We start from the raw sequence: 24,697 nt of genomic DNA, 5'->3' as shown, positions 1-24,697 counted from the left end.
AACGTAAGGAGAGGTTAAATATACATCAAAAAAGTTAACAACTTGTTAATGGCGGTGGCTGTAGAGGAATCAATCTTTCTGCTAAATTCAGATTATTTGATGAATTAACCATAAAAAAAGCTCCAACAATGTGGAGCTTTATCTAATTGAAGAAATAATGATTTTAATCAGCAGCTAAAATAGTTGCATTTACTTCGCCAAAACCAATTCGAGCAGCGCCGTCTTTTTTGCACCAACCTTTCATGATCACACAATCACCATCTTCTAAGAAAGTGCGCGTTTCACCATTAGGCAATTTAATAGGCTCTGAACCTGCATTTGATAATTCGAGCATCGACCCTGCCTCTTCTGGATTAGGACCAGACTGCGTACCACTACCAAACATATCACCTGAACGAAGGTTACAGCCATTAACCGTATGGTGCGCTACCATTTGTGCTACGGTCCAGTATGAGTCTTTAAAATTTGATTGTGACAATTGCACCGCATCTTGACCGGCATTGCGCATTGTTTCAGTTTCAATTAATACTTGTAGGTTTAAATCTAAAGAGCCAAGTTCACGATTCTGTTGTGATTCTAGGTAAGGCAATGGTTGAGGATCGGCTTCATCACGTGTCCATTGCACACGATAAGGTGCTAGCGCCTCAGATGTGACAATCCATGGTGAAACTGTTGAGGCAAAACTTTTCGATAAAAATGGACCTAGAGGCTGATATTCCCAACCTTGAATATCACGTGCCGACCAATCGTTGAATAAACACATACCAAAAACGTGATCTTCAGCATTTTCAATATTGATAGGCTCACCTAAATCATTACCGTTACCAATAAATATGCCCACTTCCATTTCATAATCTAAACGTTTACATGGACCAAAAGAAGGCTCAGTCGCTGTTGGCGCTTTAGTTTGGCCTTTAGGGCGCTTGAAATCACTACCTGAAACTTCAATTGAAGAAGAACGACCATGGTAACCAATTGGCACCCACTTATAATTTGGTAACAATGGGTTATCTGGGCGGAACTTAATGCCGACTGAAGTTGCATGGTGAATTGAAGTATAAAAATCAGTGTAGTCGCCAATTTGGCAAGGTAGAGCATATTCAATATCAGCTTGAGCAACTAAGCAGGTCGCCAATTTCTCTTGAAATGGTGAGCCTTGTGTTAACGCTTGTGATAATGTTTGACGTAGTGCACTCCAAAACTGTTTACCCATCGACATAAAAGCATTTAATTGCGAATGACAACATTGTTCTAATGAAAGTTGCGCATCTCCGGTAAAAATATTTAAAGCAAAAAGTGCTTTTAAATCTATAACTTGATCACCAATAGCAACACCTGCTCGAAAATCCTCAGTGCTGCCTTTACGCTTGAAGCTAGCAAAGGGTAAGTTTTGTATTGGAAAATCACAATTTTCGACATTAGCTGACTCGACCCAACTGATTAAAGCCGGATTATGCGTTTCATTAAGTAAATTGGTGTTAGACATGGGCTAAACAACTCCAGAAAATAGGTGAAATACGTGTGTACAACACACATGATTAAATTTGCAATGAGCAATATTATAACAAGCGTTTAAATAAAGGCTATGCCAAGAAAATATACCTGATAAACAACTGTCAACAATATGTTGCAGACTCTAGTTTACAACGGAATAACCCGCCATTTAAAAAATAATCAAGATGAACACTTTTAGCCCGAAGTCACATTTGCTAGAATGCTGCCGCTTCATCAATTGATGATAAATTAACACGCCTGCTTTAAAGGGTAGGTTTACATTCAATCTATAGCTCCTGACTTACTATCAGGCTCGCTCAATGGGTCAATACTATATGAATAACATAACGGTTTGTGCACTGTACAAATTTGTGCGCTTAGAAGATTTCGAAAACCTTAAACTACCATTGCAAAAAGTAATGGAAGATAACTCAGTTAAAGGTACCTTACTTTTAGCACTTGAAGGTATTAATGGTACTATTGCTGGCACACAAGCCGGCATAGACGTAGTACTAGCTTTCATCAATAGTGACAGTCGCCTTTCAGGCGTATCATCTAAATGCTCTTTTCATCAAGAAAACCCATTTCAACGCACTAAAGTTAAATTGAAGAAAGAAATTGTCACTATGGGGGTTGAAGGTATCGATCCAACATTAACCGTTGGCACCTATGTAAAACCTAAAGATTGGAATGCTCTTATTTCTGATCCTGAAGTCTTACTGATAGACACGCGTAATGATTACGAAGTAGAAATTGGTACCTTTGAAAATGCGGTGAATCCAAACACTGAAACTTTTCGTGAATTTCCTGAATATGTCGCTAAAAATTTAGATAAAGATAAACACAAAAAAGTCGCTATGTTTTGCACTGGTGGCATACGTTGTGAAAAGTCTACTGCCTACTTAAAAGAACAAGGTTTTGAAGAGGTATATCATTTAGAAGGCGGGGTTTTAAAATATCTTGAAGACGTGCCTGAGCAAGAAACAATGTGGCAAGGCGAATGCTTTGTATTTGACGGCCGAGTAGCGGTAAACCATAGCTTAGAGCGTGGTAAATATGATCAATGCTTTGCCTGTCGCTACCCTATTACCGACGAAGAAAAAACCAGTAAACATTATATTCAGGGCGTGAGTTGCCCGCGTTGTTATGATAAATATACTGATGAACAAAAAAGTAGTTTTCAAGAACGTGAAAAACAAATCAACTTGGCTAAAGCTCGTGGCGAAGCCCATATTGGCGGAGAGATAAAACAAGTTATTGAGCAGCGAAGAGCAACGAAAAGCGCCAATAAACAGGCCCAGAAAAAATAGCCGTTGTTAAGTATCCAACATCATGAAAGCCCGCTACTCCGCGGGCTTTTTTATGTAGTTAACAACACCTGGGAGCTGAAACAAAAAAGGCCTGCAATTTCTTGCAGGCCTTTATAATATGGTGCCTTGACCCGGAATCGAACCAGGGACACGAGGATTTTCAATCCTCTGCTCTACCGACTGAGCTATCAAGGCACTGTCTTTCAATGAAATAAACCAATTCAGTAACGGATTCATTTCGAAAGAGGCGACATAATATCGGGAATTAATCTCGCTCGCAAGGCATTTTCTCTACCTACATTGATAATTACTACAGTTCGCATAAAAAACCGACAATTATAGTACTAGCACCTCGAATTACACCTGTTGTTTAACACGCATAACTGCGCTTAATTCTATAGTGAGCGCAGATTATCGTTGGTATTGAACACGCGACATCCTTTGCATACACGCTACTGTGCATCCTTGCACTCGCGATATACCGTACATCCTTTACATACACGCTACTGTGCATCCATGCACCCGCGATATACCGTATATCCTGTACATACACGCTACTGTGCATCCTTGCACCCGCGATATACCGTACATCCTGTACATAAAAAAGCCAGTATAAATACTGGCTTCGTTTAAAGTCTATTTAGCGAATGTATTAACTAAATATCGCTTTCATTATCCAGAAGAAGATAATTGAAAGACCTGCACCTATTGGTAATGTAATCACCCAAGAGATAACAATATTACGTACTACACCTAAATTAATTGCTGCAATACCACGCGCCATTCCTACACCTAACACAGCACCTACTAAGGTTTGAGTGGTAGAAATAGGTAAGCCAGCGCCTGAAGCAATAACAACGGTACATGCTGCTGCTAACTCAGCCGCGAAACCACGACTGGGTGTTAAGTGCGTAATGCCTTTACCAATAGTGGCAATAACACGATGACCAAACAACGCAAGACCTGCAACAATACCTAAACCGCCTAGTGGTAATATCCACCAAACTAGCGTAGCTTTCTTCGCAATTTCACCGCCGTTATCAACAATACTCACAACAGCCGCTAATGGCCCAATAGCATTGGCAACGTCATTTGAACCGTGGGCAAATGCCATACAACAAGCCGTTACTACCATTAAAACAGCAAATACTTTTTCAACATTAGCATAATGCGTAGTTTTATCGGCTTTTTCATCGAACTTAAGGCGAGTAACAAAATACTTACCTATAATTGCAACAATAACCGCAACAAAAATTGCGAGGTAGTAACCACCAGCACCAGCAATTTCAAAGTTATAGAAACCTAAATTGATATTCTCTAAACCAATATGCTTCAAGCCTTTTTTAATCGTAACTAACGACAATACAAAGCCCGCTAAAAACATGTAAAAAGGGACATAACGTTTAGCTTGTTCTAATGGCTTATCGGTATCAAAAATAAGCTTTTGTGCGCTATTAAATATAATAAAAGCAATAACACCTGAAATTAACGGTGTGATAACCCAACTACCTACAATCCCGCCGACTTTACCCCAAGCAACAGTATCAGGGCTTACGCCAATGGCAGCAAAGCCAATAATAGCACCAACGATTGAATGCGTTGTTGATACGGGCCAGCCTAAGACAGACGCCACTAATAACCATGTAGCGGCTGCCAGTAGCGCAGAGATCATACCAAAGACTAATAGCTCAGGAATATCAATAAACTGCGCTGGGTCAATAATGCCCTTACGTATGGTTGATGTAACCTCACCACCCGCTAAATATGCGCCAGCAAATTCAAAAATCATTGCAATGATTATGGCTTGCTTAATTGTTAATGCTTTTGAACCAACTGAAGTTCCCATTGCATTAGCAACATCGTTTGCACCTATGCCCCATGCCATAAAAAAACCAACAGCAGCGGCGATCATGACTAACGTTGAGCCATGAGATAGTATTATTTCCATGAGTAAGCCTTATTTTCTAGCTAAAAGAATTTCTAAACGTGCACCAACACGCTCGGCAAGATCAGCTAAGTCGCCAATCCAATCGATGATCTGATATAAAAACATTACATCTACGCAATTTAAGTCTTTTTCAATATTTAATAGATCTTTACGTAGTTTAACTTGCATACCATCAGTTTCATCTTCAATTTCGTCAAGTTGACTGATCATTTTAGTAACCAATTCAACTTCACGACCACGAAATCCAGTTTCTAGTAAGTCATCCAATTCATTAATTGCATCGGCGGCTTTTTCAGCAGCATCGATACTTCGTGCTACATAAGCGATGAACTGTTCTTGCAGTTCGGTGGGAATTGTTAATTTGCGGCCAAAGATACGACCTGCAATATCTTTTGCGCGATTGGCAATTTTGTCTTGTTGAGATAATAACTCTAATAAATCAGCGCGATCAACCGGCATAAATAAACCACCCGGAAGTTCTAAACGAATTTGACGTTTTAGGTCATCAGCATCACGTTCTAATTTAGAGATTTTAGTACGCATTTTTCCTGCGGCACTCCAATCTTCTTCAGTAACTGCTGCGAAGAAAGGTACAAGTTGACTACAACATTTATGTACTATTCGAATGTGTTTTTCTAAAGGTTTAATTGGCGACTTTGCAAATATGCCAATGATTGAGTTTCTGGCCATAATTAATTTCCAGGAGCTTATGCTCTTTGTTTTTATTCGCCGCGGATATTAAAGCATTTGAAAATTAATTCAAAGGCTTTATAACAAGATAACGGCTGTTTATAGAATGATTAGTTATTATCAGTTCACTTAAAAGTATATACCTTATTAACTGAGTAAAGCTAATTTAGTAAAGTATTAAGTTTCAAGATAATGATTAAAAATCTTCAGGTGTGGTGTGGCGAACAGATTTACCTTTAACAAAGTAAATAATATATTCACAAATATTTTGACAACGATCCCCAATTCGCTCTAATGCGCGTGCTGACCATATAACACTCATTATTTGTGGAATAGAACGTGGATCTTCCATCATATAAGTCATTAGTTGACGCATAAGCGCTTCATATTCTCGATCAATTTTATCATCACTTTTATGTACTATCACCGCCGCATCAGAATCCATGCGGGTAAATGCATCTAAAGTCGCTTGTAAAAAAGTTAACACGTGACGACCCAAGTTATCTAAGTTGGATAACAGGTCTTTGTGCTTACCTGATAAACTTTCTAAGGTCACATTAGCTATTTTACCCGCTTCATCACCAATGCGCTCTAGATCTGTTATCGTTTTTACAATCGCCATTACTAAACGTAAATCGCCCGCAGCTGGCTGACGCTTAGCAATAATGCGCGTACATTCATCATCAATACTTACTTCTGCATTATTAATGAGATAGTCGTTACTGAGCACTTTTTTTGCTAACTCTTCATCAGCATCACAAACCGATGTTAGTGCGTCAGTTAACTGTTTTTCAACTAAGCCGCCCATATGCATCACATGATTAATGATCCGTTCTAAGTCTTCGTTAAACTGGCCAGAAATATGACGACCAATATTTAAATTATCCACGGTAAAATCCTCTGTTTATCGTCAATTTAGCTTACTCTGATTAATTGCATTAACCGTAACGGCCAGTAATGTAATCTTCTGTTTTCTTCTTCATTGGTGTGGTGAACAAGGTATTAGTGTCACTATACTCAATAAGGTCGCCCATATACATAAAGGCCGTTTGGTCTGAAACACGTGCCGCTTGTTGCATGTTATGGGTAACAATAACCACAGTAAATTGTTTCTTTAAATCATTGATTAACTCTTCAATGGTTAATGTTGAAATAGGATCTAGTGCCGATGTTGGTTCATCAAGCAGTAACACCTCAGGCTGAATAGCTATTGCACGGGCAATCACTAAACGCTGCTGCTGACCACCAGAAAGCCCTAAAGCACTTTCATGTAACCTATCTTTTACTTCATTCCACAACGCAGCACTGCGCAGTGCATTTTCTGCTGCTTCGTCTAATACCCGGCGATTATTTTCACCGGTAATACGTAAACCATAGACAACATTTTCATAGATAGATTTAGGAAATGGATTAGGACGTTGAAACACCATACCCACTTTACGACGCAATGCTGCTACATCGGTATGGCGGTCATAAATATTTTCGCCATTCAGGTTTATCTGTCCGGTAATTTTACAAATATCAACCAGATCATTCATCCGGTTAATACAACGTAACAGTGTCGATTTACCACAACCACTTGGCCCGATAAACGCTGTGACTTGACCTTTAGGGATCGACATTGAGATGTTTTGCAATGCCTGCTTGTCACCATAGTATAAATCTAGGTTCTTAATTTCTAATGCTACTTGCTCTGGCGAAAGGTTATTAAGATCGAGTTTAACTCTCTGTTGTGAAAGTGGATCTGATAAATTTTTTGGCGTAACAGAAATCATAGTGTTCTCTTTAAATCTTATTCAATAGAGGGGAATGTCTTCCCGTTCATTTTTAACTTTCTAAATCATCTTTATATCGCTTTATTTTATCAGCGCATATTAATGCTCTAACATACGATACTTTTCTCGTAGACGATTACGAATCGATACTGCCGTCATATTCAAAGCAACAATAATAGTCACTAATAATAAAGCCGTGGCGTAAACCAAAGGTCTTGCCGCTTCAACATTCGGGCTTTGAAAGCCTACATCGTAGATATGAAAGCCTAAGTGCATAAATTTACGGTCTAAATGCAAAAACGGGAAGTTACCATCAAGGGGTAAATTCGGTGCCATTTTCACCACACCAACTAACATCAATGGCGCAACTTCACCCGCTGCACGTGCTATGGCTAAAATTATGCCGGTCATAATTGCCGGACTGGCAATGGGGAGAATAATACGCCATAACGTTTCAGCTTTAGTGGCACCTAACGCCAAGCTTCCATGTCGCATAGCAGAAGGGATACGCGATAACCCTTCTTCTGTAGACACGATAACCACAGGCAAAGTTAAAATAGCCAAGGTAAGGGCTGACCACATTACCCCTGGTGTACCAAACGTTGGGCTCGGCAAGGTTTCAGCATAGAATAATTGATCTAAGCTACCGCCTACCATGTAAACAAAGAATCCTAAACCAAAGACGCCATAAACAATAGATGGCACACCAGCAAGGTTAATTACTGCGATACGTAATAGTTTTGTCAGGGCATTATTCCCTGCATATTCATGTAAATAAATAGCAGCAACTACACCCAGTGGCGAAACAATAACCGTCATCAACAACACCATGAGTACCGTCCCGAATATCGCCGGAAATACGCCGCCTTCGGTGTTTGCTTCACGCGGGTCATCACTTACAAAGGCTGCTATTTGGCTGAAAAACAATTGTAGTTTGTCAAACACACTAAGTTTATTATTAAAAGTAACGTGTAGTACATCTTCAAAATTGATAGTAACCTTCTGTCCATCCATAGCGCGCATAACTATTTGGTCACGAGATATGTTCTCACGTAAAGCCATTAGCTGTTTTTCAAGCACTTGATATTCAGCCTTTAAACCCGCTACTTTATCTCTAAATACTTGTTGTAACTCAGTAGTAAGCGTGTCATCAAGTATATGCTTGCGCTCTTTTAATCGTGTGCGTTCAATTTGATAATTTATAGCGCCAATATCAGACTTTTGTAATGCTTCCATTTCAGCTTGAAAGTTACTTACTCGCTTGATCAGTTCAGCCATTTTATCTTGACCAACAGCATTACCATCGAGGATTATTTCTTCGATATAACCATAGAAATTACCATTGGTGCGGCGTTCAATCACCACAAGTTCTTCAGGTAATGAGGTTTTATTAATTTGTGGTACTAAAATCCAACGAAAGTCTAAACTGACTAATTCGCGGTTACCGGTTTTAATTAATAGACGTTCTATTGTCTCCTTTGACTTATCAATATCGAGATTTAGATGGACCAACTGTGATGTTGGTATACTTTCTCTATCGTAAATTTCACCGATAACCGTTAAGTTTTTCCCTTGTTCATCAGTCATATCGAACTGATAAATATCTGCTGGCCAAAAATAACTCAAACCACGTGAGGCAATTAACCACAGTAGACCTAAAACCGATATCAGACTGATACTGACACCGCCTGCTGACAACCACACCCAAGGCGAGCCAGACTTAAACCAATTATTCATACTATTTCGCCTTCCTTACATTGAGCTATATTTTTCACGTAAACGCTGACGTATAAACTCAGCAAGCGTGTTGAATACAAAAGTAAATACAAATAAAACAAATGCTGCCAAGAACAAGATTCGATAATGAGAACTACCGACTTCTGACTCTGGCATTTCAACCGCAATATTGGCTGCAAGTGTTCTCATGCCTTGGAAAATACTCCAATCAAGAATTGGCGTATTACCGGTGGCCATTAACACGATCATGGTTTCTCCTACGGCGCGCCCTAGCCCCATCATAACGGCTGAGAATATGCCTGGACTTGCGGTCAGTAATACGACTTTAATTAATGTTTGCCATTGCGTAGCGCCTAAGGCCAATGAACCACTGGTTAAATGCTTAGGCACACTAAAGATTGCATCTTCTGCCATAGAGAAAATGGTTGGAATAACCGCAAAACCCATCGCGATACCAACAACTAAGGCATTTCGTTGATCAAAATCAATACCTAAATCATTGGTAATAAACTGTCTAACGTCGCCGCCAAACAAATGTAATTCAAGTACTGGGGATAACGCGAATGCCGCATAGGCTGCCACTAAAATGGCGGGAATTAAAATAATTGGCGCCCATGTTTCAGGAATAAGGGTTTTGTATTCTCGCGGTAATTTATGCCACGCAAAAGCGGTAATAAATACCGATGACGGAATAAATATCAGTAATAAACAGATGGCAGGTAAGTAAATTTCAATAATTGGCGCCAGCCAAAGCCCAGCCAAGAAACCTAAAATTACGGTGGGCAACGCTTCCATCATTTCAATCGTTGGCTTAACTTTTCGGCGCATACCTGGCGTCATAAAATAAGCAGTGTATATTGCAGCCGTTAAAGCAATAGGTACGGCAAACATCATCGCGTAAGATGCCGCTTTAATGGTACCGAAAGAAATCGGCACTAAAGAGAATTTTGCTTCAAAATCATCAGAGCCTGAAGTTGATTGCCAAATAAACTCAGGTTCAGGGTAACCTTCATACCAAACCTCTTCCCAAAGTGCTTGCCACGTAACTTCCGGATGTTCGTTTTCAACAGAGAAAAGCGTTAATTCATTGTTAGAAAACATCACTAAACCATCGGCACGAGGCGCAATGGCAAAAGCTTGAGCATTACCTTGATGTAATTTACCACGCCATAAATCCGCTTCACTGGTGGTATAAAACATGCCCATTTCACCCGATGGTGTTTCAGTATAAAAGCTTTTACGATATTGCTCAGTATATATGGCGACTACAGGTTCATGGTCACTGACATTAAAACGGCGTATTTCTTTAAACTCACGCCCTTGCTCTGTTGCCACTTCAAACCACTGACTTACAGAGCCCTTGTCGTCACCCAATAGAATCGAACTACCACCAGAAAGTAACGCCATGGCGGTAATATGATTTGGTGTTGATTTGTTTTGTGCAAGTTGCGGAATAATGGTCGCTTTTAGCTCTACTTCATCGTCATCTAATGAAAACACGGCGACTTGATCTCCTTGGCGAACAAACACCATGGCTAAATCGGGCGAAACTAATATATCGTTAATTTGTTTCGCCGCGTAGTCAATTTCTTCATATTGCGCGTCATAGGCAATGTCATAACTAAAATCGTCTTCGGCTAGAAGGGTTGTTTTTATCAAGCGATTATCATCAGTAAAACCAACGAAAATTGCCTTTTCATCATTCATAGCAAACGAAAGTTTGGTTAGTGCGACGTTACTTTCATCGAGTGGTAAATACCCTTTACCTAATGGGTAACGAAGACTTGGAATTATGACTCTTTCACCACTGTCAAAATTAGCAGAAAAGCTGGGGACAACAAGCTGTACGTTACCAGCACTATCAAGCAGTAGTTTCTGGTCTTGACCGATATTAACTAGCTGCTTAATAGTTTCGCCGTCAGCAGTTAGTTGCTTGGAAAGTATTTTATCTCCAGCTTTATAACCACCGCCATCAACTAATTGATAAAAGTTAATATTGCCCTGCTCTGTAATGCTATAAGCAACTTCTTTTAATTCATCAACCCCTGTTGCTAACACCTTATATTCTTCGTCAATCACAAATTGTGCGATATGTTCAACTTTTGCAGATTCAAAAATAGGTTTTATCACGTAGAGTAAATACATGAATATTAATACTAAAGTAAATAAAACACTGATACCGCCTAAGGTAATAATCCATTTTGCTAATGAATTTTTTACCTTGCGATAATTTGCTGATTTAGAAGCAATGGCCACTTAAAAATACCTTTAACTATGATAATTTTTATAACTGCAGCGATTATAAGGCACTAACATGACAGTTTTGTGACAAGCACAAATTAGCCAAAGTCATCACTCAAACTTTTGCAAACAGTAAGTAGCAATCTGCTGATTCTTGGTTATGGTATGATTTATTGATTAAGACTATTTAAACAACAGCGCACTTTTAAAAAGGTAAAGGCATGAAAATTAGTCAAATGATGCAGCGTAAATTAATAACCTTAGATATGGATGATACTTTAGCGAATGCTAAAAAGCTGTTTGAACAGCATAATATGCATCACATATTAATCAATAATAAGTCGACGTTAGCAGGGGTTATTACCGACCGTGATTTATGGCAAAACTTAAGCCCCACAGTGGGTACTCGAAATGAAACGCCACAAGATAGTTTTATACTGAATAAAAAAGTGCATTTGATCATGGCTCGGGATCTGATCACCGCAACAGAAGAAGTAAGCTTAACTGATGCGATACTGCTATTTCATGACCATAAAATATCTTGCCTTCCTGTCGTTAATGAAAATCAACAAGCTGTTGGTATTATTACTTGGCGCGATATCATCAAGGTCATAGCGGTGCAATATCGCCGAAAAACTAATGACAACTTAACAACGCATAGCGACAGCCAAAAAGTTATCAATACTGACAACCATGATGATATCGACAACAAGTAATTAATAAGCCTAAGAGTTACAAATAACATGGAGCAAGCCGCTTTATTTCTTGCCCAGATAGGACTCGTTTCAGTAATGCTTTTAAATGCAGGTTGCTCATCATATCGCTCAGTTAACACTTTTTATAACTGATGAAGCAAGGAATAATATTCCTTTTCAGCTAGCTCAATGGCTCATCAATTGTCATGGGGAGTTTGTCGTCACTTCATCAGCGGCAAAGGTGGTAGTGAACTTATTATCTTGGGAAAATACAATATATAACGATCGGCTAAGCTCTCTCGATTAAAGCAAGCTAGTGAATATCGACGGTACAAACATCGAATTCAACAAGACGCTTGATAAATTGCACTTGATAAATTGTGCTTTATAAATTTTAATTAATACAACACTAAAAAATTGTTTATCGGTTGAATTGACATGTTTAATACTTCAACTCTACATACTAAAATTTTAAGTTATTACATTTCAATCAATATATTGTAAAGCTCAGAAGTTGTAGCTTAAGTTATGCTTAGCTGCCTCACAGTAAATTTTATTTGCAATTTAATTTCATAAAGCAGATATTAAATCACTGTCATGAAACTTCAGGGGAAGTGTTTTTTCATGACAAGTCACTGATTGTTTAGGCAACCTGTAAAGCAAGTGTCGAATGGAAAATCGAAATTAGGTTCAAAAAGAGCAGTGATAGGATGCACAAATGACAAATAAAATTAATAATACAGAGTCGTTATTGCAACAAATATCAGTAATGTCTAGTGTACTCGATAACATCGGCTCATATGTTTTTAGTAAAGATTTAGCGGGTAACTATACTTATGTTAATGCCAACGTTGAAGCCTTGTTTCAACGGCCTGCGAAATATATTATAGGTAAAAACGACAGCCATTTTTTTGATTTAGATATACTGGATGAATTATTAGAAAACGATCGTAAGGTTATCAATGAAAAGGTTTCACTAACAAGTGAAGAAACTAATGTCATTAAATCTACGGGGAAAATCCTCACCTATAAAGTTATTAAAAACCCTATATTCAACGATATTGGCGAAGTTATTGGCCTTTCTGGAATATCAACCGATATTACTGCGCAAAAAGCACTAGAAACAGATAATCTGAATCAAAAGCATTTACTCGACGTCGTTTTAAATAATGTTGATGCCTACATTTATATGAAAGATGCCGAGCGCCGCTATCGCTATGTTAATAGCCGTGTTGCAGAGCTTATTGGTCTTCCTGCAGAAGAAATTATTGGCAAATTCGATCACGACGTGGTTCCACCAAAATATGCCGAACACTTTTGGAAAAGTGACAAAATCGTTTTTGAAAAAAATGAAAAAATGGTAATGAATGAAACATTGGAAGATGCCGACAAAAAGGTTCATCATTATCTCAGCACAAAAGTGCCTTTTCAATTGAATGGCGATTTACAAACGATGGTCGCCTTTTCTACTGATGTAACTGAGCTATATCAACTAAAAGAAAAATTTGAACAACTTGCTAATACAGATGAACTCACCGCTATTTATAATCGTCGTTATTTTTTTGAAAATGCCAATCGTGAATTCAAACGAGCGAAAAGGCACCAACAGCCAATGGCTGTTATCTCTTTAGATGTAGACCATTTCAAGGCTGTTAATGATCAATATGGTCACCCTATTGGTGATCAAGTGTTAATAAAAATTGCACAATTAATTGCGCCAACGATAAGAGCCGAAGATATTTTTGCCCGTATTGGCGGGGAAGAGTTTTCAATATTACTACCAAACATCTCTCAGTCTAAAAGCCTTCAAGCGGCGGAAAGATTACGTGAATTATTAGATACAAACCCAATATTAATTAACAACAATATTAAATTACCCATAAAAATAAGTCTTGGCGTATCAGTAATAAAAGCCAGCGACAGTTGTTTTCAAGATCTCTATTCCCGCTCTGACAGTGCTTTATATAAAGCTAAATCACATGGTAGAAATCATGTATATCTGATGGATTAATCGCACCGAAGCAATAACAGCATAAATTGTCACTACATTAAGTCCAAGCCAACAAAACCTCATTGCCAACAAGGTAGCTATTAACCTAGAATAGCTACCATTCCAATACTGTTTCAAAAAGGCTTTCCATGGCACAACCATTACCAGATAAATTCATTATGTCGATGAACCGCGTTTCAAAAGTGGTTCCTCCTAAACGTACAATTTTAAAAGATATCTCTCTGTCCTTTTTCCCTGGTGCAAAAATTGGTGTGCTAGGTCTCAATGGCTCTGGTAAATCAACCTTACTACGTATTATGGCTGGTCTTGACACTGAGTTTGAAGGTGAAGCAAAAGCACTTGCTGGTACTAACATCGGTTACTTGCCACAGGAGCCAATTTTAGATGAAGCAAAAACCGTCCGTGAGATTGTTGAAGAGGCTGTTTCTGAAGTTAAAGATGCCATGGCACGCTTGGACCAAGTTTATGCAGAATACGCTGAACCTGAAGCCGATTTTGACGCCTTAGCAAAAGAACAAGGTCAATTAGAAGATATTATAAATAGCCAAGACGGACACAATATCGATAATGTATTAGAACGAGCAGCCGATGCTTTGCGCTTGCCTGATTGGGAACAAAAAATCGGTGTACTTAGTGGTGGTGAACGTCGTCGTGTAGCACTTTGTCGCTTGTTATTGCAAAAACCTGACATGTTGCTACTTGATGAACCAACCAACCATTTAGATGCTGAATCTGTAGCTTGGTTAGAGCGATTCTTACATGACTACCCCGGCACCGTTGTGGCGATTACCCATGATAGATATTTCTTAGACAATGTGGCTGGCTGGATTTTAGAGCTTGATAGAGGACATGGTATTCCTTATGAAGGCAACTATTCTTCTTGGTTAGAGCAAAAAAATGCTCGTCTTGAGCAAGAAAGTAAAAGTGAAAGTGCGCTACAAAAAACCATCAAGCAAGAACTTGAGTGGGTTCGTTCGAATCCTAAAGCACGTCAATCTAAAAGCAAAGCCCGCATGGCACGCTTTGAAGAGCTTAATAGTCAAGATCATCAAAAGCGTAACGAAACAAATGAGTTGTACATCCCACCTGGACCTCGTCTAGGCGATAAAGTATTAGATGTGAATAACTTAACAAAATCTTTTGGCGATAGAGTACTCATTGACAACTTAAGCTTTAGCGTTCCTAAAGGTGCTATCGTTGGTATTATCGGGCCAAACGGTGCAGGTAAATCAACCTTATTCAAAATAATGTCAGGTGCTGAAAAGCCAGACTCTGGTCAGGTAGAATTGGGTGATACCGTCAAGCTTGCCAGTGTTGATCAGTTCCGTGATGACATGGATAACAGCAAAACGGTATATCAAGAAATATCTCAAGGCCATGAAGTATTGCAAATTGGTACTTTTGAAATTCCAAGTCGTGCTTACGTTAGCCGTTTTAACTTTAAAGGTAATGATCAACAAAAAATTATTGGTGACTTATCTGGTGGTGAGCGTAACCGTGTTCATTTAGCCAAGCTTGTGCAAACCGGTGGTAATGTATTGCTGCTTGATGAGCCAACCAATGATTTAGATGTTGAAACTTTGCGTGCACTTGAAGAAGCGTTATTAGAGTTTCCAGGCTGTGCCATGGTTATTTCTCATGATCGCTGGTTCCTTGACCGTATCGCTACTCATATTTTGGATTACCGTGATGAAGGCCAAATCAACTTCTATGAAGGTAACTATACCGACTACGAAGAATGGTTGAAGAAAACTTATGGTCCAGCAGCCGCTGAACCACATAGAATCAAATATAAAAAAATAGGTTAACTAATTAGTTAACAACAAGAAAAAGGCACCTTAATCTATTAATTAAGGTGCCTTTTTACTAAAAGCGAGCTATGCTGAATAAATCACTTTTGCCATAATTAAACACCATGCAGAATAGACGTCAATTTACTCGCATACTTTTTTCTCTGCAGGCTGAACTAGCAATAGAGCAGCAAATATTTAATGTCAATATTACTGATATCTCATTAAATGGCGCTCTGCTTTCCTTAGACACTAAGGGGGAAACCCTCAAAGGAATGCGCGGTGTTTTGTCATTTCAATTAAACGGTTTCGACGCCAAAATCATAATGAATGTCACCGTAGCCCATCAAGAAGTTAACATTATTGGTCTTCGCTGTAATAATATTGATATTGACAGTGTTAGTTTATTACGGCGTTTAATTGAGCTTAATCTCGCAGACGATGAGCAATTTAATAAAGAGCTATCGCAACTAACCCACACTTAATACTCTTAACTCTAACTAAATTTCAAAGGATTTAACATGAATCACCTTATTATTTCTTTTATCACCGCTGACCGCCCAGGCATAGTAAAAGTTTTGTCCGATCTAATTTCCGAACATAAAGCTAATTGGAAAAAATCAAGCTTGCATCAAATGTCTGGAGTTTTTGCCGGTGTTATCGAAATTGCAGTGCCTGCTGAAAGTGCGACAGATTTAGCGGATAAACTTACTGTACTACCTGGCTTTAAAATGCAAATTGAGCATGTGCAACAGCAAGCATCAACACCTGAAACTTTACTGGTTTTAGAGTTAACAGCAAATGATAGAGCGGGTATAGTGCAAGAAATATCTTCAACTATTCATCATCATGGTGGCAACTTACTCAAATTGGTTAGCACACAAGAAAGCGCTCCGCATGCCGGCCATGAATTATTCAAAGCAAAGGTTACGATTTCGGCTGATAAAAACAATATAGAACCCATGATTGATGCGCTTGAAAACTTAGCTGATGACCTGATGGTAGATATTTCTCGATAGATTAAGAAGTCGCAATATTGCTGACATGGACGTAGGTACTTAGTTTCAATATGGAACAAACAAAATGACAATTCATCGACGAGGATGGAGACATTGATATCATAAAACAAGGAAGGCTTGAAACGGTCATGTGACCGCAGCATACCGATCACCTTAAACATAAAAGTCCGAAATCATCACTGATTCCGGACTTTTTATTTATTTTTTCGCTAAGTGTTTAGTCGCTAAACTTTATAAACCTAACTTTGTAAACTCTTTGGCGACCACTGATGCGGGTAAAGGAATATAGCCATCCTTCTCAACAATGCTTTGTCCTGATTTTGATAAAACCATTTTCAAAAATTCAGCTTCCATAGGCGCTAAAGGCTTGTTTGGATGTTTATTAACATAAACATATAAAAATCGTGATAATGGATACTTTTTAGAAATGGCATTTTCCATATTAGCTTCAATAAAGTTTTCACCTTTTTTAGCCAGTGCTAATGCTCGTACACCTGATGTTTTATAGCCAATACCTGAGTAACCAATGCCGTTTAACGATGCAGAAACTGACTGAACAACAGAAGCTGAACCTGGTTGCTCATTAACACTATTTTTAAAATCCCCCTTACATAACGCTTTCTTTTTGAAGTAGCCGTAAGTACCTGATACTGAATTACGACCGTATAACTGTACATCTTTACCCGTCCAGTCACCGGTTAAACCTAAATCGCCCCAGCGATCAACATCTTTAAGCGCGCCACATTTACGGTTATTAGAAAAAATCGCATCAACTTGGTCGATACGTAGACCTTTAATTGGGTTATCTTTGTGCACAAATACCGCTAATGCATCAATTGCTACTCGAACAGCCGTTGGCTTATAACCGTAACGCTTCTCGAAGGCTTCAATTTCACGTGACTTCATCTTACGGCTCATAGGTCCAAGGTTAGATGTAGCTTCCGTTAAAGCTGGTGGCGCTGTTGAAGAACCTGCGGCTTGAATTTGCACATTAACATTGGGATAAGTACGTTTAAACTCCTCCGCCCAAAATGTCATCATATTGGCTAGTGTGTCCGAGCCTACAGACGAGACATTGCCTGAAACACCACTGACTTTCTTATAGGTAGGTAAATCATTATCGACTGCTAATGCAGAAAAATTGATAAGGCTTGATAAACCAATAACGCCTAATGTACGTTTTAAACTCATGTTACTCTCCGATGAGAAATATAATTAATTTGAGAACACTATAGAAAGTGAATATGACAATAATAAGTAAAGTTTATGACACTTGTATGACAAACCTAAAAAAGCTGTCAGTTGAAAAGCAATAGCTGTCTGCTGTCTGCTTTCAGTTAAAAGTAAAAAGTAAAACACTCGCTATCAGCTTTAAGTTTACTTGCAGAAGGTTGGGCTTTTGAGTACCAGGTTAAGCATTTTATTTTAAAGTAAAGATACCAAAGCCCTAGTGAGCTTTATGTTTAAAACTGGCTTGTTGAACAAGTGTATAGGCACAAAGTATATAAGATTTTAACCTTGCTAAGTGATAGATTTGGTAGCCAAAACTATAGAGATAATGAGTGTAAAATTAATTGCAAATGACTTTTATTATTCTTAGATATATTATTTGAACCGTACAGTAGATAAATAACCCGACAATGAGGTTTAGTCATGCGGGTAGGCATATTAACAAGCGTATTATTTAGCTATTTCAGGACTGAAACAGATAATAAACTCACTACCTTTTTGCCATTCACTCTCAATTGAAAGCTCACCATGGTGGTGATTCAACACATGCTTGACTATCGCTAAGCCGAGACCAGATCCACCGGTATTGCGTGACCTAGACTTATCGACACGGAAAAAACGTTCAGTTAAACGATTAACATGCTCAGGTTTAATACCTGGTCCATTATCTTTAACACTAAAGCGTATTTTATTGCCATCATCACGCAGGGATACATCTATAACGCCACATGCTGGGGTATAGGCGATAGCATTGGTAATTAAATTCAAGCAGGCGCTTTTTAATTCTTGCTCATTGCCATTAATACTTAAATTTGCCGATATATCTTTGGTAATGCTATGATTTTTATCTTGATTTAACCATTGCACCTCTTCAAATATTGATATAATCAAACGTGACAAATCTACTTGCTGGTGTTTGTCGCCATCGACATTATTTTCGACTTTTGATAACACCAACAGTTGCTCAACTAGTCTGTCCATTCGTGATACTTGTGTTTCTATCGTGGTGAAAGCTTTTTTCCAATGAGGATCTAGTGCAGTTTCACTTGCTTGCACCATTTCAACATAACCTCGTACCACGGTTAATGGCGTTTTTAGCTCATGAGAGACATTAGCGACAAAATCGCGACGCATTTCTTCTAGACGTTGAATTTTACTGATATCACGAGCCAATAATAAAATTTGATCACTGCCGTAGGTCATCATACGCAGTTCAAGCTGCAATTCGTTGTTAATTGGAGAAACAATAAGGCATGGGCTATCGTAATCGCCATCTTCCAAATATTTATAAAATTCTGGAAAGCGAATTAAATTATCAATACGTTGACCAACATCACCCGGCCAACGGACACCTAAAAGTTGAGAAGCTTTTTTATTTCCCCATAATATAATGAGTTCATTTGATAGTACTAACGCCGCATCGGGTAATGCTTCAGCGCCATCACGAAACTTTCTAATTCGCTGATTCAATTGCTTTTGCTTTAAACGTTGTTTGCGAATTCGGCGATAAAGACCATCATATATTCTGCCCCAAACGCCGTTGGCTTGTGGGGGGGAAATTGTTTTACCTTGCCACAACCACTGAATTAATTTAAATAAATGACTGTAATGCCAAGCAAGCAAACCTAATGAAACGAGACAAACGACAAGAAATGTTTGACCAAGTGCATAACCAACAACAGCACTGGCAAAAAGCACCCCAAGAATACGTGTTATAAGCGTGCGAGCTGAAATACGAAAATACATATACTAGCCATTAACCTGAGGTTTTAATTTTGCCCGAAAAGCGGTAACCAGATCCGCGTACGGTCTGAATGAATTCTTCATGACCCTCGCCTGAAATAGCCTTACGTAAACGTCGAATATGAACATCAACCGTTCTATCTTCAACATAAACATTGGTTCCCCATACGTTGTCTAATAATTGCTCTCGGCTATAAACACGCTCAGTATGGGTTAGGAAAAAATGTAACAAGCGAAACTCTGTTGGTCCCAGCTCAAGGGCTTTATCATTAATTGTCACTCGATGCGCTACCGGGTCTAAGGTAATGCCGTGAAAATCGATCGACTCTTCTAACGCGGTTGGTGCAACACGTCGAATAACCGCCTTAATACGTGCAATTAATTCTTTCGGTGAAAAAGGTTTAGTAACATAGTCATCAATGCCGGCGTCAAAGCCTTTTACTTTATCATCTTCATCAGCTCTAGCCGTTAACATAATAATAGGTATTGAGCGTGTATACTCATTCTGTTTTAATGATTTTGCTAACTTGACACCGGTACCGCCTGGAAGCATCCAATCAAGTAGAATCAAATCGGGATAAGGCTCTTTAATTTTTGCTTGTGCTTGTTCTATTGTTTCAGCCTCTATGGCATTGAAACCATTTTGTTCTAAAACAAAGGTGATCATTTCTCTTATTGCCGTTTCGTCTTCAACAACTAAAATTTGTCTATTCATGAATCCGTCCTAATAGCCTAATCGCATAATGAACATTGTGATAAATAAATATGACAGTTTCATGACAACGGCAGAAATATACTTAAAATTCCTTAGTCCAACTATAAATTGACCAACATCATGATCGACGATACCAAACAATTAGGCAAGAAAAAAGCCGCTCAATGCGGCTTTAATACAATATTAACTTAAACGTAATCTCTACAAATATCGATTATTAGCGGAGTTGCAGCGTCAACATTAAAAGTTATATTCAATACCTGCAGCTAAGTAGTCTTGGTCTTCGCCACTGTCCATATCAAAGGTAGTATAGAAGGTATATAACTTAGTGCTTTTGGCTAATGAATAATCTGCACCAAGAGTAATACCAGATTTATCATCGCCGCCTTTAAAGTCAGCAGCTTGATATTGACCTTTAAAAGTGAGTTTATCCATTTTGTATTTAGCTGATACCATGAAACCATCCATTTCATCACTGCCGTCTACCTTTTCTTGAGTTTGCAGCATTGCACCTAAGACCACACCTGACACTTTACCTTGCACTGTGGCACGAGTGATGTCATAACCTTTCACGTCAGAATCAATAGCAACTGAGGCGAATATTTTAGATTTTTTTAATTTAGCATCACCGTAAAATACCGCAACCGACACCCCGTCTTCTGCGTCAACGGCGTCTTCAGCGATATAAGTAATACCTACTTGAAAATCACTAAATTTAGGCGATTTATAAGAAAGCGTATCTGCCATGCGGTTTTCACCTTTCCATAAACTTTTAATATCGCCATTTAAATCGCTAAACACATCAACTTTACCTTGTGACTGTTTAAGCATAGTGTCATTTTTACCAAGCAAAACTTCACCAAAGCTACCCGCTAAACCAACATATTGGTTACGATCAGTAATGCTATCACCTGAGTCACTATCGCCGTCTAAGTCAACTTGAAACTCTGCTTTATAAATAACCGTTAAGCCATCGCCCAAATCATGTGAGCCTTTTAGACCAATGCGCGAAGCATTACTTTTGACTTCTGTGAACGATCCTTCACCTTCATCAGAAGATTGCAGAGAAAGATTTGCTTTACCGTAAACTTCAACATCAGCTGCAAATGCCGACAATGATAAAGAAGACAGTAAAACGACAGCGATTTTGTTGTAAGTATATTTCATCTTGATACCTTTATAAATTTAAGTATGGCTAAAAATTAATTGCGGCTAGTTTGCCAAAGCTTTATGACACTATTGTGACACCAAAGAAAAATTTATCACCATTTTACGCAAAACATAATTTATATTGATTTTTATTCGTAACTACAGCAAGATTTTAATCTAAATTATGGCTAAATTATCGGCATCCCCGTATATTTAATGATTGATGCTAAGAAGATAGTATATCTCTAATTATTAATTTATTGATTAAAAGTAGCTGTATTTAAAATAAAAAACTTTTAACCCTAATGAAAACCGCTAGAATCAAGAAACACTAAATAAAAGAAATATTTAATGAAAGCAACTAGCCTGTCTCGGAAATTACTAACTCGTGTATTGTCATTTTACTTTGTCCTGACATTTATCGTAACTTGCGTGCAGATTGGTGCTGAGTACATCAATACCAAAAATCACATTGCTAATGAGCTATTAACGCTTGAAAAAACCTTTAGTGGCAGTTTAACCCGTGCAGTATGGGAGCTTAATACCCAACAAGCCGTCACAATAGCGGAAGGTTTAGTTGCTATTCCAATGATTAAAGGTATTACGATTACTGATGAAAATAATCAGCTTATCGCCCAATTGGGTGTAGCAGCTGATAAAGAAACCCTTTTCCTAGAATCGATTGACGACGAAGGCGATAACCGTAAATATTTTAACGTTAGCTCTAATAGTTCAGGTTTATTTGGTCATGGCTTCCCATTAATATTTGAATTTTCAGGTCGTACTACTAGAGTGGGCTCAGTCACCCTATTATCGAGCAATGAGGTTATTTTTAACCGAATACAAGTGGGGATTTATTTTCTTATCGGCAATGCAATGGTGAAAACAGCCGCTCTGGTCCTATTGTTTTCCTTAGCATTTTCAAGCCTATTAACTAACCCCCTTAATGAACTGACAGAACAAATCAACCAATTCGACATCGATGATCCTGAAGCCTCTAAACTGCATGTAATTAATTATGAAAATAACGAATTAAACATTCTGCAAAATGCCTACAATAATTTAATTGATGAACTGGTCGCTTATAAAGAAAAGCTCGCTTTAGCGCAAAGCAAAATTATATCCGCTAACAGTAAATTAGATGAACAAAACTTGATGCTTGAACAAGAAGTAGCTCGTAAAACATCTTCACTTAGTACCACCATGTTGAAAATGGAAATGCAGCAACGTGAGTTATTAGATCAACAAGCTAAACTACAAGCAGAAAATACTCGCAGAAGCATGACAGAAAAAACGCTACTAGAAACAAATCACGAGTTAAAAAGCTCTATTATCGAATTAAAAAAAGCGCAAGAGCGTTTACTTGACGCTGAAAAGATGGCGGTGCTCGGTAATATGTCAGCAGAAGTAACCCATGAAATTAATACTCCAATAGGTGTCAGTATTACGTCCACGTCTTACCTGGCAGATTTACTCACTAAGCTGAAACTTGACATAGAAGATAATAAACTCTCCAAACGAGTGCTTAATGACTTTACCGAGCATTCTGAGCAAGGGCTTAATTTAGTTTTAAATAACCTAGAACGTGCATCTGAATTAGTTTCTAGCTATAAGCAAGTTGCGGCCGACCAAATCAGTGAAAAAATTCGGCAGGTCAATCTGGCTAAGTATATTGATGAAATCATTCATTCATTGCAGCCAAAACTAAAAAAAACTAATCATAGCATTAAGGTAGATTGCCCTGATGACGCTGAAATATATTGCCATGCCGGCGCTATTTCTCAAATTTTTACCAATCTGATCATAAATTCAGTCATTCATGGCTTTAAAGACATAAATAACGGTGAAATCACCATATTAGTAAAGATAAACGGTCAACATGTTCATGTTATATATCAAGATAACGGCCATGGTGTATCTGAAGAACAATTAATACATCTCTTTGACCCATTTTACACCACAGCAGGAAATAGAGGTGGTACAGGCTTAGGTACACACATAGTTCATAACTTAGTAAACGACACCTTAAATGGGAGTGTCAGTGCCAGTTCAACACTAGAAAAAGGCCTGATTTACGATATCAAGTTTGATAATCTGCGATGAGTGGACAATAATTTACCTCGATTAGTTTAAGGCGTGCGTGATGCAAGTAAGTACGTTAATATAGCCCTCGTTTTTCAATTATTCGCCCACTTTTATAGGGCATAGGATTATTTTAATGTGGTTTAAAAACCTATACTTTTTTGCCTTTACTCGCCCTTTTGAATGTTCTGAAGAAGATTTAGAGAAACAATTATCTGAGCATTTATTTACCCCTTGTGCCTCAACTGAACAATCTCATTTTGGTTGGGTAAATGCATTAGGTAAGCATGGCGACACAACTGTCCACGCGGTAAACGGTAATTACTTGTTATGTGCACGTAAAGAAGAAAAAATTCTTCCCGCTCCTGTTGTAAAAGACATGATCGAGCAAAAAGTAGCGCAATTAGAAGCAGAACAATCACGCGGCGCAACTAAAAAAGAGAAAGAACAGTTTAAAGAAGATATTATTTTTGAATTACTACCACGCGCATTTTCTCGCTATAGCGATACGCGTGCTTATATCAACTCTGTTCATAACATTATTGTTATCGATACCAGTAGTCGAGGCAAAGCTGAAGACTTTTTAGCACTTTTACGCAAATCGCTTGGTACTTTACCAGTAACAACGCCGTCACCAGAAAAAGCCCCTGATGAATTAATGACTGAATGGTTAGTAGAAAGTAACTTAGGTGCTAACTTTCAATTAGGTATGGAAGCAGAATTTAACGCTTTAGGCGATGACGGTGCAGTCGTGAGAGTTAAAAACCAAGATCTCACTAGCGAAGAAATTAAAGCACATTTAGATGCCGATAAATATGTGGTAAAAGTTGCGCTAGAGTGGGATGAATCATTGTCGTTTATATTATGTGACGACTTGGCAGTTAAACGCCTTAAGTTTTATGACGTTATTCAAGAGCAAAATGACGATCTAGATAGTGACGACGTTGTTGCTAAACTTGATGCTGATTTTGCCCTGATGGCAGGCGAGTTAAACCGCTTTATAGACAACTTATTAGCTGAGTTTTCACTTAAAGCGAGTGATTATTTAGAAGCATAACATTACTCATT

General features: G+C 38.3%; 19 protein-coding genes and 1 tRNA gene. 8 read left to right on the top strand and 12 right to left on the bottom strand.

Annotated elements, in window-relative coordinates; all coding sequences use genetic code 11:
- Positions 1-163 precede the first annotated feature (163 nt).
- Positions 164-1,486, bottom strand: coding sequence for a fumarylacetoacetase (gene fahA / locus B5D82_RS12490; protein WP_081151952.1), 1,323 nt, complete (start codon positions 1,484-1,486; stop codon positions 164-166).
- A gap of 343 nt (positions 1,487-1,829) precedes the next feature.
- Between fahA and trhO the strand changes: the two genes are divergently transcribed.
- Positions 1,830-2,804, top strand: coding sequence for an oxygen-dependent tRNA uridine(34) hydroxylase TrhO (gene trhO, locus B5D82_RS12485; protein ID WP_081154483.1), 975 nt, complete (start codon positions 1,830-1,832; stop codon positions 2,802-2,804).
- A 119-nt stretch (positions 2,805-2,923) separates the two neighbouring features.
- Here the strand turns inward: trhO and B5D82_RS12480 are convergent.
- From B5D82_RS12480 to B5D82_RS12450, 7 genes are all read right to left on the bottom strand, one after another.
- A tRNA-Phe gene (locus B5D82_RS12480) sits at positions 2,924-2,999 on the bottom strand.
- Between the two features lie 457 nt (positions 3,000-3,456).
- The gene (locus tag B5D82_RS12475; RefSeq protein ID WP_081151950.1) at positions 3,457-4,752 is read right to left on the bottom strand and encodes an inorganic phosphate transporter; all 1,296 of its coding nucleotides are present in this window, start codon (positions 4,750-4,752) and stop codon (positions 3,457-3,459) included.
- Between the two features lie 9 nt (positions 4,753-4,761).
- The gene (locus tag B5D82_RS12470) at positions 4,762-5,442 is read right to left on the bottom strand and encodes a TIGR00153 family protein (protein WP_081151949.1); all 681 of its coding nucleotides are present in this window, start codon (positions 5,440-5,442) and stop codon (positions 4,762-4,764) included.
- Positions 5,443-5,638: 196 nt separating this feature from the next.
- Positions 5,639-6,331, bottom strand: coding sequence for a phosphate signaling complex protein PhoU (gene phoU, locus B5D82_RS12465; protein WP_081151947.1), 693 nt, complete (start codon positions 6,329-6,331; stop codon positions 5,639-5,641).
- A gap of 49 nt (positions 6,332-6,380) precedes the next feature.
- Positions 6,381-7,217 carry a phosphate ABC transporter ATP-binding protein PstB gene (gene pstB, locus B5D82_RS12460; RefSeq protein ID WP_081151946.1) on the bottom strand — a complete coding sequence of 279 codons (837 nt, stop codon included), beginning with the start codon at positions 7,215-7,217 and terminating at the stop codon, positions 6,381-6,383.
- A 99-nt stretch (positions 7,218-7,316) separates the two neighbouring features.
- Entirely contained in the window at positions 7,317-8,954 is a 1,638-nt protein-coding gene (gene pstA / locus B5D82_RS12455; protein ID WP_081151944.1) for a phosphate ABC transporter permease PstA, read from the bottom strand.
- 15 nt (positions 8,955-8,969) lie between these two features.
- Positions 8,970-11,099, bottom strand: coding sequence for an ABC transporter permease subunit (locus B5D82_RS12450; protein WP_081154481.1), 2,130 nt, complete (start codon positions 11,097-11,099; stop codon positions 8,970-8,972).
- A gap of 317 nt (positions 11,100-11,416) precedes the next feature.
- On the opposite strand from B5D82_RS12450, the gene B5D82_RS12445 reads away from it, so the two are divergent.
- The 5 genes from B5D82_RS12445 (at position 11,417) to B5D82_RS12425 (ending at position 16,710) form a co-directional block, all read left to right on the top strand.
- Entirely contained in the window at positions 11,417-11,911 is a 495-nt protein-coding gene (locus tag B5D82_RS12445) for a CBS domain-containing protein (protein WP_081151943.1), read from the top strand.
- Positions 11,912-12,608: 697 nt separating this feature from the next.
- On the top strand, positions 12,609-13,901 hold the full coding sequence (locus B5D82_RS12440; protein ID WP_081151941.1) for a sensor domain-containing diguanylate cyclase: 1,293 nt from the start codon (positions 12,609-12,611) through the stop codon (positions 13,899-13,901).
- Positions 13,902-14,029: 128 nt separating this feature from the next.
- Positions 14,030-15,709 carry an energy-dependent translational throttle protein EttA gene (gene ettA, locus B5D82_RS12435; protein WP_081151940.1) on the top strand — a complete coding sequence of 560 codons (1,680 nt, stop codon included), beginning with the start codon at positions 14,030-14,032 and terminating at the stop codon, positions 15,707-15,709.
- 107 nt (positions 15,710-15,816) lie between these two features.
- The gene (locus B5D82_RS12430; protein ID WP_081151938.1) at positions 15,817-16,176 is read left to right on the top strand and encodes a PilZ domain-containing protein; all 360 of its coding nucleotides are present in this window, start codon (positions 15,817-15,819) and stop codon (positions 16,174-16,176) included.
- A gap of 36 nt (positions 16,177-16,212) precedes the next feature.
- Entirely contained in the window at positions 16,213-16,710 is a 498-nt protein-coding gene (locus B5D82_RS12425; RefSeq protein WP_081151937.1) for a glycine cleavage system transcriptional repressor, read from the top strand.
- 231 nt (positions 16,711-16,941) lie between these two features.
- On the opposite strand, the gene B5D82_RS12420 is transcribed toward B5D82_RS12425, so the two are convergent.
- The 4 genes from B5D82_RS12420 to B5D82_RS12405 all read right to left on the bottom strand — a co-directional run bounded on the left by B5D82_RS12420 (position 16,942) and on the right by B5D82_RS12405 (position 21,565).
- Entirely contained in the window at positions 16,942-17,901 is a 960-nt protein-coding gene (locus B5D82_RS12420) for a PstS family phosphate ABC transporter substrate-binding protein (protein WP_081151935.1), read from the bottom strand.
- 489 nt (positions 17,902-18,390) lie between these two features.
- On the bottom strand, positions 18,391-19,686 hold the full coding sequence (gene phoR / locus B5D82_RS12415) for a phosphate regulon sensor histidine kinase PhoR (RefSeq protein WP_081151934.1): 1,296 nt from the start codon (positions 19,684-19,686) through the stop codon (positions 18,391-18,393).
- Between the two features lie 10 nt (positions 19,687-19,696).
- Entirely contained in the window at positions 19,697-20,398 is a 702-nt protein-coding gene (phoB, locus tag B5D82_RS12410; protein ID WP_081151932.1) for a phosphate regulon transcriptional regulator PhoB, read from the bottom strand.
- 240 nt (positions 20,399-20,638) lie between these two features.
- Positions 20,639-21,565 carry a porin gene (locus tag B5D82_RS12405; RefSeq protein ID WP_081151931.1) on the bottom strand — a complete coding sequence of 309 codons (927 nt, stop codon included), beginning with the start codon at positions 21,563-21,565 and terminating at the stop codon, positions 20,639-20,641.
- A 333-nt stretch (positions 21,566-21,898) separates the two neighbouring features.
- On the opposite strand from B5D82_RS12405, the gene B5D82_RS12400 reads away from it, so the two are divergent.
- Both B5D82_RS12400 and rdgC read left to right on the top strand, forming a co-directional pair.
- The gene (locus B5D82_RS12400; protein ID WP_081151929.1) at positions 21,899-23,650 is read left to right on the top strand and encodes a sensor histidine kinase; all 1,752 of its coding nucleotides are present in this window, start codon (positions 21,899-21,901) and stop codon (positions 23,648-23,650) included.
- Positions 23,651-23,765: 115 nt separating this feature from the next.
- Positions 23,766-24,686, top strand: coding sequence for a recombination-associated protein RdgC (gene rdgC / locus B5D82_RS12395; RefSeq protein ID WP_081151928.1), 921 nt, complete (start codon positions 23,766-23,768; stop codon positions 24,684-24,686).
- The last annotated feature ends 11 nt before the right edge of the window (positions 24,687-24,697 follow it).

This window comes from Cognaticolwellia beringensis (assembly GCF_002076895.1).
GTDB classification, from domain to species: domain Bacteria; phylum Pseudomonadota; class Gammaproteobacteria; order Enterobacterales; family Alteromonadaceae; genus Cognaticolwellia; species Cognaticolwellia beringensis.
This window is presented reverse-complemented; position numbering and strand designations above follow the sequence as displayed.

Bases quoted from the DNA above. Each gene is read 5' to 3' on its own strand.
- fahA (WP_081151952.1), bottom strand. From the start codon at position 1,486: ATGTCTAACACCAATTTACTTAATGAAACGCATAATCCGGCTTTAATC.
- trhO (WP_081154483.1), top strand. From the start codon at position 1,830: ATGAATAACATAACGGTTTGTGCACTGTACAAATTTGTGCGCTTAGAA.
- B5D82_RS12475 (WP_081151950.1), bottom strand. From the start codon at position 4,752: ATGGAAATAATACTATCTCATGGCTCAACGTTAGTCATGATCGCCGCT.
- B5D82_RS12470 (WP_081151949.1), bottom strand. From the start codon at position 5,442: ATGGCCAGAAACTCAATCATTGGCATATTTGCAAAGTCGCCAATTAAA.
- pstB (WP_081151946.1), bottom strand. From the start codon at position 7,217: ATGATTTCTGTTACGCCAAAAAATTTATCAGATCCACTTTCACAACAG.
- pstA (WP_081151944.1), bottom strand. From the start codon at position 8,954: ATGAATAATTGGTTTAAGTCTGGCTCGCCTTGGGTGTGGTTGTCAGCA.
- B5D82_RS12450 (WP_081154481.1), bottom strand. From the start codon at position 11,099: ATGTATTTACTCTACGTGATAAAACCTATTTTTGAATCTGCAAAAGTT.
- B5D82_RS12445 (WP_081151943.1), top strand. From the start codon at position 11,417: ATGAAAATTAGTCAAATGATGCAGCGTAAATTAATAACCTTAGATATG.
- B5D82_RS12440 (WP_081151941.1), top strand. From the start codon at position 12,609: ATGACAAATAAAATTAATAATACAGAGTCGTTATTGCAACAAATATCA.
- ettA (WP_081151940.1), top strand. From the start codon at position 14,030: ATGGCACAACCATTACCAGATAAATTCATTATGTCGATGAACCGCGTT.
- B5D82_RS12430 (WP_081151938.1), top strand. From the start codon at position 15,817: ATGCAGAATAGACGTCAATTTACTCGCATACTTTTTTCTCTGCAGGCT.
- B5D82_RS12425 (WP_081151937.1), top strand. From the start codon at position 16,213: ATGAATCACCTTATTATTTCTTTTATCACCGCTGACCGCCCAGGCATA.
- B5D82_RS12420 (WP_081151935.1), bottom strand. From the start codon at position 17,901: ATGAGTTTAAAACGTACATTAGGCGTTATTGGTTTATCAAGCCTTATC.
- phoR (WP_081151934.1), bottom strand. From the start codon at position 19,686: ATGTATTTTCGTATTTCAGCTCGCACGCTTATAACACGTATTCTTGGG.
- phoB (WP_081151932.1), bottom strand. From the start codon at position 20,398: ATGAATAGACAAATTTTAGTTGTTGAAGACGAAACGGCAATAAGAGAA.
- B5D82_RS12405 (WP_081151931.1), bottom strand. From the start codon at position 21,565: ATGAAATATACTTACAACAAAATCGCTGTCGTTTTACTGTCTTCTTTA.
- B5D82_RS12400 (WP_081151929.1), top strand. From the start codon at position 21,899: ATGAAAGCAACTAGCCTGTCTCGGAAATTACTAACTCGTGTATTGTCA.
- rdgC (WP_081151928.1), top strand. From the start codon at position 23,766: ATGTGGTTTAAAAACCTATACTTTTTTGCCTTTACTCGCCCTTTTGAA.